This is a genomic window from Tsuneonella sediminis, from assembly GCF_051912845.1.
GTDB classification, from domain to species: Bacteria; Pseudomonadota; Alphaproteobacteria; order Sphingomonadales; family Sphingomonadaceae; genus Tsuneonella; species Tsuneonella sediminis.
In genome coordinates, this window is sequence record NZ_JBNCBU010000001.1 from 1,512,881 (window position 1) to 1,530,632 (window position 17,752).

The 17,752-nt window shown below is 67.1% G+C and carries 18 protein-coding genes; 12 read left to right on the forward strand and 6 right to left on the reverse strand.

What is annotated here, in order from left to right; genetic code table 11:
- The first annotated feature begins 20 nt into the window (after positions 1-20).
- Genes ACPV3N_RS07695 through ACPV3N_RS07710 form a run of 4 tightly spaced genes read left to right on the forward strand, consistent with a single transcriptional unit; the run spans position 21 to position 3,344 of the window.
- Positions 21-416: a hypothetical protein gene (locus ACPV3N_RS07695; protein ID WP_440116309.1), complete on the forward strand. Its 396-nt coding sequence runs from the start codon at positions 21-23 to the stop codon at positions 414-416.
- An 11-nt stretch (positions 417-427) separates the two neighbouring features.
- Positions 428-1,369, forward strand: a complete 942-nt coding sequence (locus ACPV3N_RS07700) for a sterol desaturase family protein (protein WP_440116311.1) — start codon at positions 428-430, stop codon at positions 1,367-1,369.
- 27 nt (positions 1,370-1,396) lie between these two features.
- On the forward strand, positions 1,397-2,986 hold the full coding sequence (locus ACPV3N_RS07705; protein ID WP_440116313.1) for a GMC family oxidoreductase: 1,590 nt from the start codon (positions 1,397-1,399) through the stop codon (positions 2,984-2,986).
- On the forward strand, positions 2,961-3,344 hold the full coding sequence (locus ACPV3N_RS07710; RefSeq protein ID WP_440116315.1) for a YkvA family protein: 384 nt from the start codon (positions 2,961-2,963) through the stop codon (positions 3,342-3,344). Before ACPV3N_RS07705 ends, ACPV3N_RS07710 begins: the two co-directional genes overlap by 26 nt.
- Before the next feature lie 47 nt (positions 3,345-3,391).
- On the opposite strand, the gene ACPV3N_RS07715 is transcribed toward ACPV3N_RS07710, so the two are convergent.
- From ACPV3N_RS07715 to ACPV3N_RS07740, 6 genes are all read right to left on the reverse strand, one after another.
- Complete coding sequence (locus ACPV3N_RS07715) at positions 3,392-6,133, reverse strand: TonB-dependent receptor plug domain-containing protein (RefSeq protein ID WP_440116317.1); 2,742 nt, start codon at positions 6,131-6,133, stop codon at positions 3,392-3,394.
- Positions 6,134-6,362: 229 nt separating this feature from the next.
- A complete protein-coding gene (locus ACPV3N_RS07720) occupies positions 6,363-7,703 on the reverse strand; it encodes an ammonium transporter (protein ID WP_440116319.1) in 1,341 nt (446 codons plus the stop codon).
- A 35-nt stretch (positions 7,704-7,738) separates the two neighbouring features.
- On the reverse strand, positions 7,739-8,077 hold the full coding sequence (locus ACPV3N_RS07725) for a P-II family nitrogen regulator (protein ID WP_440116321.1): 339 nt from the start codon (positions 8,075-8,077) through the stop codon (positions 7,739-7,741).
- A gap of 163 nt (positions 8,078-8,240) precedes the next feature.
- Positions 8,241-8,942: an endonuclease/exonuclease/phosphatase family protein gene (locus tag ACPV3N_RS07730; RefSeq protein ID WP_440116323.1), complete on the reverse strand. Its 702-nt coding sequence runs from the start codon at positions 8,940-8,942 to the stop codon at positions 8,241-8,243.
- Positions 8,943-8,994: 52 nt separating this feature from the next.
- Positions 8,995-9,564 carry a pyridoxamine 5'-phosphate oxidase family protein gene (locus tag ACPV3N_RS07735; protein ID WP_440116325.1) on the reverse strand — a complete coding sequence of 190 codons (570 nt, stop codon included), beginning with the start codon at positions 9,562-9,564 and terminating at the stop codon, positions 8,995-8,997.
- Positions 9,564-11,150 (reverse strand): helicase HerA-like domain-containing protein, encoded by a 1,587-nt coding sequence (locus ACPV3N_RS07740; protein WP_440116327.1) that lies wholly within the window; start codon positions 11,148-11,150, stop codon positions 9,564-9,566. The genes ACPV3N_RS07735 and ACPV3N_RS07740 overlap by 1 nt, the downstream gene beginning before the upstream one ends.
- Positions 11,151-11,262: 112 nt before the next feature.
- Between ACPV3N_RS07740 and pabB the strand changes: the two genes are divergently transcribed.
- The 8 genes from pabB (at position 11,263) to ACPV3N_RS07780 (ending at position 17,750) form a co-directional block, all read left to right on the forward strand.
- The gene (pabB, locus tag ACPV3N_RS07745; protein ID WP_440116329.1) at positions 11,263-13,053 is read left to right on the forward strand and encodes an aminodeoxychorismate synthase component I; all 1,791 of its coding nucleotides are present in this window, start codon (positions 11,263-11,265) and stop codon (positions 13,051-13,053) included.
- Complete coding sequence (locus ACPV3N_RS07750) at positions 13,050-13,700, forward strand: RluA family pseudouridine synthase (protein WP_440116331.1); 651 nt, start codon at positions 13,050-13,052, stop codon at positions 13,698-13,700. The genes pabB and ACPV3N_RS07750 overlap by 4 nt, the downstream gene beginning before the upstream one ends.
- Positions 13,693-14,106: an alternative ribosome rescue aminoacyl-tRNA hydrolase ArfB gene (gene arfB / locus ACPV3N_RS07755; protein ID WP_440116333.1), complete on the forward strand. Its 414-nt coding sequence runs from the start codon at positions 13,693-13,695 to the stop codon at positions 14,104-14,106. The genes ACPV3N_RS07750 and arfB overlap by 8 nt, the downstream gene beginning before the upstream one ends.
- Positions 14,107-14,247: 141 nt before the next feature.
- Entirely contained in the window at positions 14,248-14,415 is a 168-nt protein-coding gene (gene rpmG, locus ACPV3N_RS07760) for a 50S ribosomal protein L33 (RefSeq protein ID WP_057882031.1), read from the forward strand.
- 68 nt (positions 14,416-14,483) lie between these two features.
- A complete protein-coding gene (locus ACPV3N_RS07765) occupies positions 14,484-15,146 on the forward strand; it encodes a LolA family protein (RefSeq protein ID WP_440116335.1) in 663 nt (220 codons plus the stop codon).
- Between the two features lie 254 nt (positions 15,147-15,400).
- Positions 15,401-16,186, forward strand: coding sequence for an exodeoxyribonuclease III (locus ACPV3N_RS07770; RefSeq protein ID WP_440116337.1), 786 nt, complete (start codon positions 15,401-15,403; stop codon positions 16,184-16,186).
- 41 nt (positions 16,187-16,227) lie between these two features.
- Positions 16,228-17,256, forward strand: a complete 1,029-nt coding sequence (gene ribA, locus ACPV3N_RS07775; RefSeq protein WP_440116339.1) for a GTP cyclohydrolase II — start codon at positions 16,228-16,230, stop codon at positions 17,254-17,256.
- On the forward strand, positions 17,253-17,750 hold the full coding sequence (locus tag ACPV3N_RS07780) for a GNAT family N-acetyltransferase (protein WP_440116341.1): 498 nt from the start codon (positions 17,253-17,255) through the stop codon (positions 17,748-17,750). The genes ribA and ACPV3N_RS07780 overlap by 4 nt, the downstream gene beginning before the upstream one ends.
- Positions 17,751-17,752 lie beyond the last annotated feature (2 nt).

Consider the following 17,752-nt stretch of genomic DNA (forward strand, 5'->3'; position numbering starts at 1 on the left):
GCTGTGGCAACTGCCCTGAAGTGACCGGCAAGCTGATCCAGATGGGTGCCTCGCTTATCGCCATCCTCACCCTTGCGTGGATCGCACTCCGGCTCGGCCTGGGTGGCGATGCCCGCATCCGTGACGAAGCGCACCTGCGCGCGCTGGCCGGGGAAGCCCTCTACGGCTTTGATCCGGTGGAGATCGCAATCGACCGCGCCGGTCTCGCCGCGCTCGCGCGCGATGCCGACGGGCGGGTGCTGCTGCTGCGGCGGCACGGCAGCCACTTCGCATCGCGCCTCCTCGACGGCCACGCCCACGTGCGGCTCGACCGGAATTTCCTCGTGGTCGGCACCAGCGACAGGCGGTTCGGGGAAATCACGCTCGACCTCGGCCCCGAAGCACAGGCTTGGGCGGCCAGCCTTCGGCGCTTATAAGGGCCCGCGCGATGCCTGACTTTTCGCCCGTCGACTATGCCGTCCCCGGCTTCGTCCTGCTGGTCCTGATCGAGATGGTCTGGGCCCGCAGGCTGCGGCGCGAGGCATACGAACCGAAGGACACGCTCACCAGCCTCGCCTTCGGCCTCGGAAGTACGGTCGCAGGACTCCTCACAGGCGGGGCGTTTCTCGCGCTGTTCCTGTGGGCCTGGCAGTTCCGGCTGTTCGACGTGCCGTGGACGTGGTGGGCATGGGCGCTTTGCTTCGTGCTCGACGATCTGGCCTATTACTGGATCCACCGCTTCGGCCACCGCGTGCGGTGGTTCTGGGCGAGCCACGTGAACCATCACTCGAGCCAGCACTATAACCTGTCGACCGCGCTGCGGCAGACCTGGACGGGGTTCCTCACGCTGGGCTTCGCGTTCAAATTGCCGCTCGTCCTGCTCGGCTTTCATCCGGTGATGATCGCGATCTGCGGCGGGTTCAACCTGATCTACCAGTTCTGGATCCACACCGAGGCGATCGGCAAGATGCCGCGCTGGTTCGAGGCGGTGATGAATACGCCGAGCCACCATCGGGTCCATCACGCGACCAATCCCCGGTATCTCGACCGGAACTATGCAGGCGTGTTCATCGTGTGGGACCGATTGTTCGGCACCTTCGAGGAAGAGCGTCCCGGCGAGGAGCGGATACGGTACGGCATCGTCAGGCAGCTCGGCAGCTTCAACCTCTTGTGGGCCGTGTTTCACGAGTGGATCGGAATCGCGCAGGACGTGGTCCGCGCGCCGTGGCGGCACAAGCTGTCTTACCTCGTGCGCGCGCCCGGCTGGTCTCACGACGGCAGCCGCGAAACGAGCGAGATGATCCGCGCCCGCTGGGAGGAGGCGCGGCAGGGGGCGGCAAAACCGGTTGCGGACGAAAACCCGGTTGCCGTGCCGCGCGAGGCTGCCTAACCCGTTCCCCGTGGAGGAGAGGCGGGTTTGAGCGATACTTTCGACATCATCGTGATCGGCGGCGGCAGCGCGGGAAGCGCGGTGGCCGGGCGCCTGGTCGAGAGCGGCCGGCGCGTCTGCCTGCTGGAGGCCGGCGGCGCGAACCGGCACGTATTCACGCGGACCCCAGGCCTTCTCGCGATGATGCCCGACCGCAGCATGTTCAAGTACGATACCGAACCGATGGAGAGCCTCGGCGGACGGGTGGGATACCAGCCGCGCGGGCGCGGCCTCGGCGGGTCGAGCGCGATCAACGGCATGGTCTATATCCGCGGCCACCCGTGGGATTACGACAATTGGGCCGCGCTCGGCTGCACCGGCTGGGCATGGGACGACGTGCTGCCGGTGTTCAAGCGGCAAGAGAACAATGCGCGCGGCGCCGACGCGTGGCATGGCGCGCAAGGTCCGCTGCCGGTCAGCGACCAGGTCAGTCCCAGTCACGTTGCGCGCGCCTTCGTCGATGCGGCCGCCGAACTGCAGCTTCCGCGCAACGACGATTTCAACGGGCCTCGCCAGGAAGGGTTCGGCCTCTATCAGGTTACCCAGAAGGACGGCGAGCGCTGGTCGGCGGCGCGCGCCTTCGTCGAGCCACTCGAGGGTGCTCCGAATCTCGACGTTCGCACCGGCGTCGTGATCGAACGGATCGAGGTCGAGGATGGCCGGGCGACCGGCGTGACCGTGCGCAGGGGCGCAGGAAGCGAGACCATCCGCGCCTCGGGCGGCGTGGTGCTGAGCGCCGGCGCGTTCGGCAGTCCGCAGATCCTGATGCTGTCGGGGATCGGCCCGGGCGATGAGCTTGCCCGCCACGGAATCGAGGTACGGCTCGACCGGTCCGCCGTGGGCGCCGACCTGCAGGACCATTGCGACTTCCTCACCAGCTACGAACTCGATGACACCAGCCTGTTCGGAGGTTCCCTCAAGGGGCTGTGGACGCTTGCCAGGGCCTTCGTCGAACACCGACGTCGCCGCACCGGCATGCTGACCACGAACTTCGCGGAGAGCGGGGGGTTCGTGACAATCGAACCCGACGCGCCCGCTCCCGACGTGCAGTATCACTTCATCCGCGCGATCATCCAGAATCACGGCCGCGACCGGCTGAAGGAGCACGGCTTTTCGCTCCACGCCTGCGTGCTGCGACCGCACAGCCGCGGCTGGGTCAGGCTGCACAGCGCCGATCCCACGGCAGCGCCAGCGATCAACCCCAACTTCCTGTCCGATGAACGCGACATGGCGCTGTTGAAAAAGGGCTCGCGGCTGATGGTCCGCATCGCCGATGCGCCGAGTTTCCGGGCGCTGGGCGCGCGCGACCGGAACCCGATCGACTACGACGACGACGACGCACTCGAAGCGCGCATCCGCGAAGTGGCCGACACGATCTATCATCCGGTGGGCACCTGCCGGATGGGGGGCGACGAGGGCAGCGTGGTCGATCCTACCCTGGCCGTCCGCGGCATCGACCGGCTTTGGGTCGCCGACGCCTCGATCATGCCGCGCCTGGTCAGCGGAAACACCAACGCGCCAAGCATCATGATCGGTGAACGGTGCGCCGGGTTTGTCGAGGCGCGGCTCGCTGCCTAGTTTCCGCGAGCGGGCGAAGGCGCTCAAGCGGGAGGCGATCGCGCTGTGGCTTGCCGCGCGCGATCCGCGAACGCCGCTTGCCGCAAAGCTGCTCGCGGGGGCAATCGCCGCCTACGCCTTTAGCCCGGTCGACCTCATTCCCGATTTCATTCCCGTGCTGGGACTGCTCGACGACCTCGTGATCGTGCCGGCGGGCATATGGCTGGCCCTCAAGCTCGTCCCCGCCCCGCTCATGAAGGAATTTCGCGCGGCGGCCGCGCAGGTGGCGGAGAGGCCGGTCTCGCGCGGGGCGGCAATCGCCATAGTCGGCGCGTGGATCGCTTCGGCCGGGGCGAGCGCGTGGTATCTCCTTAGTTGAAGGGCGCGCCGGGGTGCCCCCCCCCCCGGCGCGCGCCTCCGGCCCGGTCAGAACCGTGCGTTCGCCCGGACGTACCAGGTGCCGCCGTTGAATCCGAACGGTGAGCGCTCGCCGTACTGGGCGCCCACGATGCCGCGCCACGGGTTGAGCGTCGGGTAGGTGTCGAACAGGTTCTGCGCCCCGACCGCCAGCTCGACCCCGTCGACGACCTCGTACCCGATTTCAGCGTCGACCGTCATCTTGGCCTTGGCGAAGATCGGCAGGGTATCGTCCTCGAGGTGGGCTTCGAAGTACTTACCGAAGTAATTGAACCGCAGCAGGCCGCGCAGCGGCCCCTGGTCATGTGTCAGGTTGAGGAACCCTTTCCAGCGCGGCAGCCCCTCTTCCAGCTGGCGGACGCGCGTGCTGTTGAGCGTGGCGCCGACATTGGTCACGTCGGTCTTGGTGTAGTTGATCGCCAGCGTGGCGCGAGTATCTCCGGCCGGAACCATCGCGAACCGCGAGTTCACCACGAAATCGACACCTTGCGTGCGCGTGTCGAAATCGTTGTTGAAGAACGTGAACGCCGTGAGATCCTCGAACCCGGTGAAGTCCGCCCGGTCGATCACGTTGGCATTGGCGAGCTGGGTGAGCAGCTGCGCGGTCGGCGGGGTAAATGTCGGGGTGCAATTGTTCGCCACCCCTTCGCGCCTCGCCAGATAACAGAGCGCCGCGGGGAAATCGATCGCCGACGAGCGTGAGATCCGGTCCTTCAGCTTGATATTGAAGTAGTCGATCGTGAACGTGGTCCGGCCGAAATCGCCCGCGAGGCCCGCGGTGAAGCTGTCGGACCTTTCGGGCCCGAGGGTCGGGCGGGTACCACCCAGGCCCCCGCTGGCGACCGGCGCGGCGATGTAGTCGGCGGCGATCAGGCCGGGCGCACTGAAGAGCGGGAACGTGCCCTCGTCCTGCAGCATCCCGTTCGAGAACTGCGTGGTGACATTGATCACGTTCGCCTGGCCGGCTGTCGGCGCGTGGAACCCGGTCGAATACGTGCCCCGGACTCGCAGCGCCTCGCTCAGCTTGTAAAGCCCGCCGACCTTCCACGTCGTGGTGTTGCCGAAGCTCTTGGTATCCTCGTAGCGGACCGCTCCCTGCAGCGTCAGCGCTTCGGTGAGGTCAGCCTCGATGTCGAGATAGGCCGCCTTGGTGTCTTCCTTGCTCGAACCAGCCGAGTTCGTCGCGAAGCCGGGGAAGCCGTTCGAACTGGTCGAGAACCCCTGGCCGAAGGGGAACGCGGCCGTCGGCTGCGCCAACGGGCCCAGCTCGAACGAGGCCGGATCGCCCGGGAAGATCGTGAACTCCTCGTCGCGGTATTCGCCGCCCGCCGCCACGTAGACGCTGCCGCCGCCCAGAGGGATCTCGTATCCGAGGTTGAGGTTGAAGACGTTTTCGGTCTGCGAGTAGCCGCCCGGGTTGAACTCGGTCGGCGTGTTGGGCCCGAGCGAGGCATTGACCGTGTTGCGGATCATGAAATCCGCCTTGTTGCGGCCGTGCCGGTAGCTGAGGTCGAAGTCGATTCCGCCGAGGACCTTGCCGCGCACACCCGTGGCGATCGAGTAATCCTCCACGTCGCCGCCGAAGCGGGGAGTAAAGCCGCCGGGGAACAGCTCGACGAACGAGAAGCAGTTCGGGTTGGCCCTAACCGCCGCAAGCACGGTCGGGTTGGGAATGAGCCCGCCCCCTTGCGTGAGCGGGATGCCCGCGGGGCAATCGCCCGCGGTGTTGATCGACAGGTCGCCCACGAGAACCGAAGGAACCGCGTTGGGCCCGGTCGACGCAAAGCCGGTCACCGGATCGACCATCGGCCCGGCGTAGACCCCGCCGCGGTTGGTCGGATTGCGGAAGAAGAAGCCCCCATCGACGTTGCGGGTGGCATAGTTGCCGAAGGCGTAGAGGGTGATGTCGTCGGTCAGGTCGATCCCCGAGTTCGCGTAGAACTTGAAGTCGTCGTTGACGTTCGGCTGGCCCCAGATCTGCGCCGGATTCGCGACCGCGGTGTTTCCGGCCGCGATCAGCGCCGCCGCGTCATCGCGCTGCACCGAACGGTCGGTCGCGTTCGATTCGCCGTATTCTGCACTGAGGTTGAGGAAACCGGCATCGCCCAGCGGGAGGCCGACGTTGGCCCCAAATTGGTAGTTCTCGCCGTCGCCCTTATAGGTTTGCCCGTACTTGGCGGTCAGTTCGATACCGTCGGCGCTGTCCTTGAGGATGAAGTTGAGCACGCCCGCGATGGCGTCTGAACCGTATTGCGAGGACGCGCCGTCGCGAAGAACCTCCAGCTGCTTGATCGCGATCGAGGGGATGACCGAAATGTCGGGTCCCTGCGAGCCGTCGGAAATGCCGCCGCCGAGGAAAGCGATCACCGAAGCGCGGTGCATGCGCTTGCTGTTGACCAGGACCAGCGTGTTGTCCGGCGAAAGACCTCGCAGGTTAGCCGGCCTGACGAGCGTTGCTGCGTCGGAGATCGGCTGGGTGCTGACGTTGTACGACGGCACGGAAATGCGGATGGCGTCGCCGATGTCGTTGGGCGCCTGGTTCTGCAATTCCGCCCCCGACACGACATCGACGGGCGCGACCGTGTCGGCGGCCGAGCGGTCGAGCTGGCGCGTGCCGGTCACGATGATCGCCGGGGCATCAGCGGGCCCGGCAAGATCCTGTGCCGCGGCCGGGGACAGGGTGGCGACCGATGCCGCACCGGCAAGAAGAACGAAACGAACCTTGGCGAAGGTTGAAAACGGTTGCCCCATGATCTCTCTCCCTAACTTTCCGCAAGGTTCATTCAATTTGCAATTTTCGCAATGCCTGTGCGGCAATCGCCGGCTTCGCGGCTTGCCGGTGTGTTCCTGATGCAACAAAAAAAGGGGCCGGAAGCGCTTGGCTTCCGGCCCGTCGAAGGCGGTGTTCGCAGGAGGAACATCGGATGGCGGGACCAGGGAGAAGGAGAGGAAACCCCCTGGCCCGCGCCAAGCTGGATAATCAGTTGTAGGCGCGCTCTCCGTGCTCGCCGATGTCGAGACCGTCGTATTCGACCTCGGCGCTGACCCTCAGGCCGGTGACGAGCTTGACGATGGAGGCGGCGAGCGCGGTGCCGGCCGCGGCCCAGCCGACCGCGACTGCCACGGCGATGATCTGTGTCGTCACCTGCGCGCCCATGGCGGTCGAACCGTCACCGGGACCGCCGAAAGCCGGCTGGTAGACGATGCCGGTGCCGATGGCGCCGACGATTCCGGCGATCCCGTGGATGCCGAATACGTCGAGCGAATCGTCATAGCCGAGCTTCGACTTGAGCTTGGAGACCGCGAAATAGGCGACGACCGAGGCCACGATGCCGAGCACGATGGCGCCGAACGGCCCGCTGTTGCCCGCAGCCGGGGTGACCGCGACGAGGCCCGCGACGATGCCCGAAGCAAAGCCCAGAGCCGAACCCTTGTGGCCGGCGAAGCGCTCCATCAGCATCCACGCCAGCGCGCCCGCGGCGGTTGCAACGAAGGTGTTGATCATCGCCAGGCCCGCGGTGCCGTCGGCCTCAAGCTCCGAACCCGCGTTGAAGCCGAACCAGCCCACCCAGAGCAGCCCGGCGCCCACCAGCGTCAGCGTGAGGCTGTGCGGCGGCATCGGCTCCGACGGGTAGCCGCTGCGCTTGCCGAGGAACATCGCGAGGACCAGCGCCGACACGCCGGCGTTGATATGCACGACCGTGCCGCCTGCGAAGTCCAGTGCGCCCATCTCGAACAGCAGGCCGCCGCCCGCCCAGACCATGTGAGCGATAGGGAAGTAGACGATCGTCAGCCAGATCGCCGTGAAGAGCATCGCGGCCGAGAACTTCAGCCGCTCCACCGTGGCGCCGAGGACGAGCGCGGCCGTGATCGCGGCGAAGGTCATCTGGAAAGAGATGAAGACGTATTCGCTGATGACCTCGTCGGAGAAGGTCGCGGCCGTGCTGTCGCTGTCGACCCCGGCGAGGAAGAACTTGCCCCAGCTGATAAAGGCATTGCCTTCGGGGCCGAAGGCAAGGCCGTATCCGTAGATCACCCAGATCAGCATCGCGAGGCAGGCGGCCCCGCCGACCTGGGTCATCGTGGAAAGCATGTTCTTGCTGCGGGTCAGGCCGCCGTAGAACAGGGCGAGCCCCGGCAGGATCATCAGAAGCACGAGCAGCGTCGCGGTCATCATCCAGGCGTTGTTGCCCGGGTTGGCAACCGCGGCGGCTGCCTCGGTCGCGGCGGCATCCTGGGCGGCGGCGGTGGTGGCGGCGAACATCGAGGCGCCAAGGACGGCACCTCGGGCAACCGCGCCGGTTACGTATTTGCGGATCATCTGATTACCCCTCATTGCGGATCAAGGCGCGCGGATCAGAGCGCGGTGTCGCCGGATTCGCCGGTGCGGATGCGGGTCGCGGAGGCAAGGTCGAGAACAAAGATCTTGCCGTCGCCGATGGCTTCGGTGCGGGCGACCTGCTGGATGGTTTCGACGACTTGCGGTGCAACCGCGTCGCTGGCAGCGATCTCGAGCTTCACCTTGGGCAACATGTTGGTCGAGTATTCCGCGCCGCGGTAGATTTCGGTCTGGCCCTTCTGCCGGCCGAAGCCCTTCACTTCGGTAACGGTCATCCCGGCGACGCCGATTCCCGAAAGCGCCTCTCGCACCTCGTCGAGCTTGAACGGTTTGATTACGGCGATGATGAACTTCATCGATGCCCCCTCGTTTGCGGTCGGGACCGGCCCGACTTCGCAAGTGCAGCAAGACCCGTGCCAACGAGGTCAGCAGACCCGTCTGACGAGGAGAAGACCGAACGTTATTTTCCGAAGGTGAGGGGACAGGCATTCATCCGATGCCCAGAAATTAATCAGTTGACTATTCTTCGGGCAGTTCGAGCGTGGCCCAGACAGGCAGGTGGTCGGATGCCTGCGAGGCGAGCGCGCTATGGTGCACGCCCTGATCGACGATGGTCCAGTCGCGCGAGGCGACAATGCGGTCGAGGTGTGCGATCGGCTGGCGGCTGGGAAAGCTTCGTCCCGGCGCGAGCGAATGCCAGCGGTCCGCGAACTCGCGCATCGCGCCCGTACCCACGCCCCACTGGTTGAAATCGCCCAGAAGCACGGTGGGACACCCATTTTCGCACCCGTCGACGTGCTCGAGGATCGCGCGGACCTGGTCGCGCCGCCTGAGGCCCGACAGGTCGAGATGCATACCGACCGCGCGAAGCCGCAGGCCAGCGACGGCGAAGTCGCCACGCACCGCGCCGCGCGGCTCGAGCATGGGAAGCGCGACCGCCTCGGCCTCGATCGGGGTGAAGCTGCGGCGCACCAGAAGCGCGTTGCCGTGCCAGCCAAGGCTCGTGGCGCGTCGCGCAACCGGCAACGGCCGCCATGGCGTATCGTCGAGTGCGGCGCGCTCGATGACGCTGTCCCGCGTGCCGAAGCGCAAATCGCATTCCTGCAACGCGATTACGTCGGCATCGATTTCGCGCAGGACCGTCAGGACGCGATCCGGATCGCGCCTGCCGTCGGTCCCCACCCCTTTGTGGATGTTGTAACTGGCGAAAGTCAGCTTCACTCGTCGGTCCAACGCACGCCGGCCGGAAATGGTGCCCGCGGCCGGGCAGGCTTCAGGGCCGTGTCTCGCCAGCGATGTACCTGTCGGTTGCGCGGGTCGGCAGGCCGTCGATGCTTTGCGTGCGTCCGGCCGTCTTGGCGGCCCACGCCGCCGGGTCTGCTTGCGCATGATACTTGACGAGCGTCTGCCGATCGCTCGCGTAATCCATGAGCGGGACGCCCCAGCCGCAGCTCGTCTGGACACTCTCGACCGCGATGTCGAAGATCTGCCGCGTTCCCGCGAGCAGGTTGAAATGCCCGGCCACGTCCGCCCAGTCGGGGTCCTGCGGCAGCACCGGCCGGCCGCGTCCGTAGATCCGCAGGATCAGCGCCGGCTGACGGAAATTGCACGCCATCAGCGTGATGCGGCCATCCGCCGCGAGGTGCGCATGCGTTTCGTTGCCCGAACCGCCAAGGTCGAGATAGGCGACCCGGGTCGGGGACAGGACCTTCAACGTATCGTGCACGCCCTTCGGGCTGAGGTTGATCCGTCCGTCTCCCGCAGTCGTCGCGACGAAGAACACCGGCTGCGCCTCGATCATTGCGACGTGGTCGGGACCGAGCGAAGCGAAGAAATCGGCCATCAGCGCATCAGCCCGCCGATGAGGTTGCGCACGAACCGGCCGACATAGGGTCCGGCAAGATCGGTGGCGATCGACCCTGCCGCAGAACTCGCGGCGGTCTTCATCGGGTTCGCGCGCGATTTCTTGCCGAGGATCGCCCCTGCCGCGATCGATGCCCCGGAACCCAGCGCGGCTCCTGCCGCCCGCTTGCCCGCCTTGGAGACCATTGCCCCCCAGATTCCGGTGTGCAGCCGCTCGCGCTTGCCCACCTCGCGGCGGCTCGTCTGTTCGACTTCCTCGGCGGTCGCGGCGGCGTCGGCGGCCTTCTGCGCCAGCACCTCGGATGCGCTCTCGCGATCGACCGTCTCATCGTACTTGCCCTCGAAAGGACTGACCGACTGGATGATCGCGCGCTCCTTTGCGTCGATCGGCCCGAGGCGGCTGCGCGGCGGCTTGATCAGCGTGCGCTGGACCACCGACGGCGCGCCGTCCTCGAGCAGGGTCGAGACCAGCGCCTCGCCGGTCTTGAGTTCGGTGATCGCCTGCGCGACATCGAGCTTGGGGTTGATCCGGAAGGTGTCGGCCGCGGCCTTGATCGCCTTCTGGTCGCGCGGGGTGAATGCCCTGAGGGCGTGCTGGACCCTGTTGCCCAGCTGACCCGCGATTTCCTCGGGCACGTCGATCGGGTTCTGCGTCACGAAGTAGACCCCCACGCCCTTCGACCGGATCAGGCGGACGACCTGCTCGATCTTGTCCTCGAGCGCGGAGGGGACGTCGTCGAACAGCAGGTGGGCCTCGTCGAAGAAGAACACGAGCCTCGGCTTTTCGGGGTCGCCCACCTCGGGAAGAACCTCGAACAGCTCGGCGAGAAGCCAGAGCAGGAAGGTCGCGTAGAGTTTCGGGCTGCGCATCAGCTTGTCCGCCGCGAGCACGTTGATCATCCCGCGGCCCTTTTCGTCGACGCGGATGAAATCCGCGATCTCGAGCGCCGGCTCACCGAAGAACTGCGAGCCGCCCTGGCTGTCCAGGCTCAACACCTGCCGCTGGATCACGCCGACGCTGGCCTTCGAGATGTTGCCGTATTTCGCGGAAAGATCGCTCGCGTTCTCGGCCGCGTGGGCGAGCATCGCCTGGAAATCCTTGAGATCGAGAAGCAGCAGCCCCTCGTCGTCGGCGAACCGGAAGACCACGTCGAGAACGCCCTGCTGGGTCTCGTTGAGATCGAGCAGGCGGCCGAGCAGCAGCGGCCCCATTTCCGAGATTGTCGTGCGGATCGGATGGCCCTGTTCGCCGTAGAGGTCCCAGAACACCGCTGGATTGTCGGAATAGGCGTAATCGTCCATTCCGAGCTGCTTGGCCCGCTCCTCCAGCTTGGCGGCGTGCTTGAGCGCGGGCGAGCCCGGCATCGAGATACCGGACAGGTCCCCTTTCACGTCGGCAAGGAACACCGGCACGCCGCTTGCGGAAAAGCTTTCGGCAAGTCCCTGCAGGGTAACGGTCTTGCCGGTACCGGTGGCACCGGCAATCAGACCGTGGCGATTGGCACGGCCGAGTTCCAGAAACTGCTGCTCGCCGTTGTCGGCGAGGCCGATGAATATCTGACCCACTCGCTGGCTCCTCCCGATGCGCCTGTCCCCGTGCTTCCGCATCGTCTCGCAACAGCCCCGCACGCGGTCAAGCGCCCTCGACACGAATGCGCGAAACGCTAAGGCAGGGGCGATGCCCGGGCGCACTCCCTTTGTATTGCTCGACGACGCACGCGCCGCCGGCGCGGCGGACGCGCACCTGTTCGAGGACCCGCGCGAGACATTCGTCGCGCATCGGCCGGAAGAGGTGGAAGGCGTACTCGCGGACGCGGACGCCGCGCGGCAGTCCGGGGGCACGCTGGCAGGATACATCGCGTACGAGGCCGGGCTCGCACTCGAGAAAAAGCTGGCCCCCCTTGCCCACCCGCGTACCGGCGCCGGCGGGCCGCTCGTCTGGCTGGGTCTGTTCGACGCGCCGCGCGTCGTGCCAGCAGAGGCTGTCGGCGCATGGCTGGCCGAGCGCGGCGAGGGCACGGCGAGTATCGGACCGCTCGACCCGCAGCTGTCCCCTGGCGGTTACGCAGATGCATTCGCGCGGTTGCAGGATGCGATCCGCGCGGGGGACATCTACCAGGCCAACCTTACCTTCCCCCTCGCCGGCAGCTTCCGGGGCGATCCGCTTGCCCTTTACGCCGCGCTCCGCCGGGACGCCGCCAGCGGCTACGGAGGCGCGATCTTCGACGGGCAGCACTGGCTCCTGAGCCTGTCGCCCGAACTGTTCTTCAGCCTGAAGGACGGCGAGGCGAAGGCCAAACCGATGAAGGGCACCCGTCCGCGCGGCGGCAGCGAGGCGGAGGATGCGGCATTCGCGGAAGAACTCGCCCGCTCGCCCAAGGACAAGGCCGAGAACCTGATGATCGTCGACCTGATGCGCAACGATCTCAGCCGCGTGGCCGAGGTCGGGACGGTGCGGGTCGAGGCGCCCTTCGCGGTCGAGAGTTACCCGACCGTACACCAGATGGTGTCGACCGTCCGCGCCCGGCTGGCCGAGGGCAGGGGCGCGATGGACCTGGTGCGGGCGCTGTTCCCGTGCGGTTCGATCACCGGCGCGCCCAAGATCCGGGCGATGGAACTCATCGACTCGGTCGAGCGCGACGCGCGCGGCCCCTACTGCGGGGCGATCGGGCGGATCGCCGGCGATGGAGACGCCGCGTTCAACGTCGCGATCCGCACGCTTCGCCTGACCGAAATCGAGAACGCGCAGGGCACTGCCGTGCTCGGCGTCGGTTCGGCCATCGTCGCCGACAGCGAAGCGATCCCCGAGTGGCGCGAGTGCGTGCTGAAAGCGGGGTTCGCCGGCCGGGCCGCTGCCGGTTTCGATCTGATCGAAGCGATGCGCTTCGACCCGGACGAGGGGATCGCGCTGCTCGAACTGCACCTTGAACGAATGAAGGACAGCGCGTCGCAACTCGGTTTCGCGTTCGATCGTCACGCGGCCCGCAACGCCATCCAGGCGCTGTGTTTCGAACTCGAGGTCCCTGCCAAGGTCCGGCTGCTTTTGGCCCGGAGCGGCGCGACCGCGCTCGAGGCCCGGGCCCTGGGCGCGGCGCCCGACGAGACACGGTGCATCGCCTTGCCGCTTCCGGTCGATCCGGGCGACATCCGGCTTGCCCACAAGACGACCGATCGCTGGTTCTACGAGGCCGGCCACGATGCCGCGCGCGCAGCGGGGGCGGACGAGGCCCTGTTCGTGCGCGACGATGGGCTCGTCACCGAAAGCATGAGCGCGAATCTCTTCATTGAGCGGGAGGGCGTCCTGCTCACACCCCCTGTTGGCCTCGGTCTTCTGCCAGGCGTCCTGCGGCGCTCGCTGATCGAGGCCGGGCGAGCCCGCGAGGCGGAACTGATGCTCGATGACCTCCAGGACGGCTTCCTGCTGGGCAACTCGGTTCGCGGGCTGATGCCCGCAAAGCTGCAATCATGATCCCGATCCTGTTCGAGGACGCAGAGGCGCTCGTGATCGACAAGCCGGCGGGCCTGCCGATCGAGCGGCCGCGCGCCGGGGGGCGCTCGCTCGAGGATCACCTCCCCGAACTGCGATTGGGCTTCCAGCGCGATCCGGTCGCGGTGCATCGTCTCGACACCGATACCAGCGGCTGCCTGCTCCTCGCCCGCAACCCGAAGGCGCTCGTCCGCTTCAACAGGGCCTTCGAGGAGCGCATGGTCACCAAGCGCTATCTCGGAATCGTCGCGGGCGAGGTTTCAGCCAATGAAGGGACGATCGAGCTCGCATTGAGCAAGATCAGCTCGGTGGAAAAGGGCTGGCGCATGATCCCCGCGAAAAAGGGCAAGCCTGCGGTCACGCACTGGCGCAAGGTTGGTGCCGTGGGGTCCCTGACGCTGGTCGAATTCCGCCCCGAAACCGGCCGCACGCACCAGATCCGGGTGCATGCGGCGAGCGGACTGGGCGCGGCGCTCGCGGGCGACCCTGTGTACGGCAGCCCGCGGAGCGGCCCCCGCACGATGCTTCACGCGGCCGATCTTGTCGTCCCCCGCGACGGCAAGCCGGCGATCCTCGCCCACGCACCCCTGCCCGCCGATTTTGCCCAGCTCGGGTTCGCGCATGAGTGATGCCGACGAAACGGTGTCGCGCGCGCTCGGCATGGTCGAGGAAAATTTCATCGCCGCTTCAGGGCCAGGGGGGCAGAACGTCAACAAGGTCGCCACCGCGGTCCAGCTGCGGCTCGACGTCTATGCGCTGAAGCTCCAGCCGCAGGTCTTCGCGCGGCTCAAGACGGCCGCGGGAAGCCGGATGACTTCGGGCGGCATGATCGTGCTCACCGCACGGCGGTTCCGCACGCAGGATGCGAACCGCGCCGATGCGCGCGAGCGGCTCGAGGGACTGATCCGTGGAGCCTTCGAGGCTCCCGCAAGGCGTGCAAAGAGCAGGCTGAACCGCGTGGGCAAGGAAGCGCGTATCCGGGAGAAGAAATCGCGCGGCGAGGTTAAGGCCAATCGCGGCAGGGTGGACTGGTAAGGCCCCGCCATCCGGCACGCTCCCGCGGCTTGACTTTCCGCGCCGTTTCCATCAAAGGCCGCGCCCGACGGGCGGTGCGCGTGCGCCGCCCTTGGTATTTCGGGCCGCCAAGGCCTCACCCAAACGAATCAGGAATTTGCCATGGCGAAGCCCGCAACCGTCAAGATCCGGCTGGTCTCGACCGCCGACACCGGCTTCTTCTACGTCACGAAGAAGAACCCGCGCAACCACACCGAGAAGTTCACCTTCCGCAAGTACGACCCGGTTGCCAAAAAGCACGTCGAATTCAAGGAAGCCAAGATCAAGTGATCTTCCTGAACCGCCGGAACCGCTCGGGTTCAGTGGTGGTTCAACGCTCCGCACCCAATTACCGGAGCATGAGAAACTTGACCAAGCTTTCCGCATTTCCGCTGCGCGCCGCGATCGCCGGCGCGCTTGCCGTTGGCGCGCCCGCAGCGCTGCTGACGCTTCCCGCAGTCCCGGCCGCCGCGCAGTCGAGCCAGCTCGACCAGGCCGTCGCCGCTCTGCGCGGCATTTCGACCATGAAGGCCGACTTCACCCAGACCGACCGTAAGGGTCAGACCCTTTCGGGCGAGCTCACGCTCAAGCGTCCGGGCAAGATCCGGTTCGAGTACGAAAAGGGCGCCAACATGCTCGTCGTCTCGAACGGGAAGTCGCTTTACCTAGTCGATTACGAGGTCAAGCAGGTCCAGCGCTGGCCGATCGGCAATTCGCCGCTGGGCGCACTGCTCGATCCCAATCGCGACGTGAAGCGCTACGGCAAGCTCGTCCCTTCGGGCAGCGACAATGTCGTCGCGGTCGAGGTGAAGGACCCCAAGCACCCCGAATACGGCGTGATCACGATGATCTTCGTCCGGAACGCGTCGGCTCCCGGCGGTCTTCAGCTGACCAACTGGGTCGCGCTTGATTCGCAGAACGGGCGCACCACCGTGCGCCTGTCGAACCAGCGCTACGGCGTCGCGGTGGCGGACAGCGCCTTCTCCTTCAAGGACCCCCGCCCCTCGTCCCGTCGCCGCTAGCGACCGTTTGAGCCGAGCAGCGTTGGCCCGGTGCGACGAGCCGAATCGGTACGTTCATCGAGGTGAAAGCCGTCGGGGAGTAGACCCAATCCAGCGGAACGGCTGGAGGCGGATTTCCCCCCTGTTGTCCGACCTCGAACGAGGCCTTCCGCAAGCGTGACGAACGCTCAAGAGGAACCCCCGCGCCAATGCCCCCGGCGCGGGGGTTTTTCGTTGGCGGTTGCGACGCGCGGTTCGCCTGCTATCCGCGTGCCATGATCTCGATCGCCACCTGGAACATCAACTCGGTTCGCCTGCGCATAGATCAGGTCCTGCGCATGGTGCAGGAGCAATCGCCCGACGTCCTGTGCCTGCAGGAGATCAAGTGCCAGGAGAGCCAGTTCCCGGCGCAGGCTCTCGCCGATCTCGGTTACGTTCACCAGGCGGTGCACGGCCAGAAGGGTTACCACGGGGTCGCCACGGTCAGCCGCCTCCCGTTCCGCGAGTTCGGCCGTCACGACTGGCAGGACAACGGGGAAGCCCGGCACGTCGGCGTCGAGCTCGAGGGATCGGGCCTGGTCGTCGAGAACGTCTACATCCCGGCAGGGGGCGACGTGCCCGACCGGGAGGTCAACCCCAAGTTCGGCCAGAAACTCGACTTCCTCGACCGGATGGCGCGCTGGGCCGATGCGCTCGACCGGCCCACGCTCCTCGTCGGCGATTTCAATGTCGCCCCGCTCGATTGCGACGTCTACGACCACAAGGCTCTGCTCAAGGTCGTCAGCCATACGCCGATCGAGGTCGAGGCGCTGGGGCGGCTCGGCGATGCGCACGGCTGGGTCGATCTTGGCCGCAAGTTCATCCCCGCACCCGAACGCAACTATTCGTGGTGGTCGTACCGCAGCTACTGGCGGCAGAAGGACCAGGGCCGGCGGCTTGACCACATGTGGGCCAGCCCGGACCTGGCAAAGCAGGCGACCGCTCACCGGTTCGTCGAGGAAACCCGCCGGTGGGAGGGTCCCAGCGACCACGTTCCGCTGGTAACGGAGTTCGTCCTCTGAGCGCCACTCCGTCTCGCCGTGCGGCGCAGGCGGTCGATGCCTTGCGTCACGGATGGCCGATCGCGCTCACCGACACGACAGGCTACCGCCGCGTGCTGTTACCTGCCGAGACGGCGTTCGCACCGAACGCGAAGGCGCGGTGCATGTTGCTCGGCGTTGCGCGGGCCGAGACGCTCAAGCTTGCCAACCAGCGTGAAGCAGCGGTCCCGGAAGCACCGGTGCTGGTACGCGCGGCCGAACCTTTCGACCTTGCCGCCGCGCGCATTCTGGCCGACCCGGCGCTCGATCTGGCCAACCCGCTCAAGGGGCCATTCCGCGCCGAGCCGCTCGACTGGACCGAGGGAGCGGCGGCGGTACTCGGACTCGCGCGCATCGCCGGGATCCTGCCCGCCTTCCTGGTCGATCCCGCCGATGCGGGCGAGGCGCAGCCGTTCTCAGCCGCCGACCTTGCGGCGTTCGACGACCCCGCCCGGCTCGCCATAGCCGCGCGCGCGCGCCTGCCGGTCGCCGCGGGCGAGGACTGCGAGATCGTGGCGTTTCGCGCCCCCGACGACCTGCGCGAACACGTTGCACTGGTGTTCGGCGAGCCGCGCACGGACCTGCCGCCGCTGGTGCGGCTTCATTCCGAGTGCCTGACCGGAGATGTGCTCGGCAGCCTCAAGTGCGATTGCGGTCCGCAGCTCGACGCCGCGCTCCACGCGGCTTCCGGGGAGGCCCGCGCGGGCGGCTGGGGCATCGTGCTCTACCTGCGCCAGGAAGGGCGCGGGATCGGCCTTGTCAACAAACTGCGCGCCTATCGCCTGCAGGACGAGGGGTTCGACACGATCGACGCCAACCGCCGCCTCGGCCTGCCCGACGAGGCGCGCGATTTCCCGGTGGCGGCCCGGATGCTCGGCCTGCTGGGCGTCCGCAGCGCACGGCTGATGACCAACAACCTCGAAAAGGTGGTCGCGCTCGAAGCTGCCGGTGTCCGCGTGGTCGAACGCGTTCCCCACCAGCTGCCCGACAATCCCCACAACGCGCGCTACCTCGCGACCAAGCGTGATCGCGCAGGGCACCTGCTGACGTGAAACCGGCGATCCGCGCCGAGCGGCCTGGTGACGAAGCGGCGATCCGCGCGCTGGTCGCCGCGGCTTTCGCGGACGTGCCTTACAGCGACGACAGCGAGCCGGAAATCGTCGAAGCCCTGCGCGCGGGCGGCGACCTTGCGATTTCGCTCGTGGCCGAGGCTACCGACGACATCGTGGGCCACGTCGCATTCTCGCCCGTCGTCATCGACGGGGTGGAGGGCGGCTGGTTCGGCCTTGGTCCGGTATCGGTCCTGCCGGGCAGGCAGCGGCAGGGCATCGGCACCCGCCTGATCGACGCCGGTATTGCCGAACTGCGAGCACGCGGCGCGCTGGGCGTCGTTGTCGTCGGAGACCCTTCGTACTACGCCCGCTTCGGGTTCGAGCGGGATCCGCGGCTCATTTATCCCCACCCGGGCGGCGAATACCTGCAGAGGCTGAGTCTGTCGGGGGAAGGGGCGCGCGGGATCGTCCGATACGCACCCGCGTTCGGGTGATC

Bases quoted from the DNA above. Each gene is read 5' to 3' on its own strand.
- ACPV3N_RS07770 (WP_440116337.1), top strand. From the start codon at position 15,401: ATGATCTCGATCGCCACCTGGAACATCAACTCGGTTCGCCTGCGCATA.
- ACPV3N_RS07735 (WP_440116325.1), bottom strand. From the start codon at position 9,564: ATGGCCGATTTCTTCGCTTCGCTCGGTCCCGACCACGTCGCAATGATC.
- ACPV3N_RS07765 (WP_440116335.1), top strand. From the start codon at position 14,484: ATGAGAAACTTGACCAAGCTTTCCGCATTTCCGCTGCGCGCCGCGATC.
- ACPV3N_RS07715 (WP_440116317.1), bottom strand. From the start codon at position 6,133: ATGGGGCAACCGTTTTCAACCTTCGCCAAGGTTCGTTTCGTTCTTCTT.
- ACPV3N_RS07700 (WP_440116311.1), top strand. From the start codon at position 428: ATGCCTGACTTTTCGCCCGTCGACTATGCCGTCCCCGGCTTCGTCCTG.
- ACPV3N_RS07750 (WP_440116331.1), top strand. From the start codon at position 13,050: ATGATCCCGATCCTGTTCGAGGACGCAGAGGCGCTCGTGATCGACAAG.
- ACPV3N_RS07725 (WP_440116321.1), bottom strand. From the start codon at position 8,077: ATGAAGTTCATCATCGCCGTAATCAAACCGTTCAAGCTCGACGAGGTG.
- pabB (WP_440116329.1), top strand. From the start codon at position 11,263: ATGCCCGGGCGCACTCCCTTTGTATTGCTCGACGACGCACGCGCCGCC.
- arfB (WP_440116333.1), top strand. From the start codon at position 13,693: ATGAGTGATGCCGACGAAACGGTGTCGCGCGCGCTCGGCATGGTCGAG.
- ACPV3N_RS07720 (WP_440116319.1), bottom strand. From the start codon at position 7,703: ATGATCCGCAAATACGTAACCGGCGCGGTTGCCCGAGGTGCCGTCCTT.
- rpmG (WP_057882031.1), top strand. From the start codon at position 14,248: ATGGCGAAGCCCGCAACCGTCAAGATCCGGCTGGTCTCGACCGCCGAC.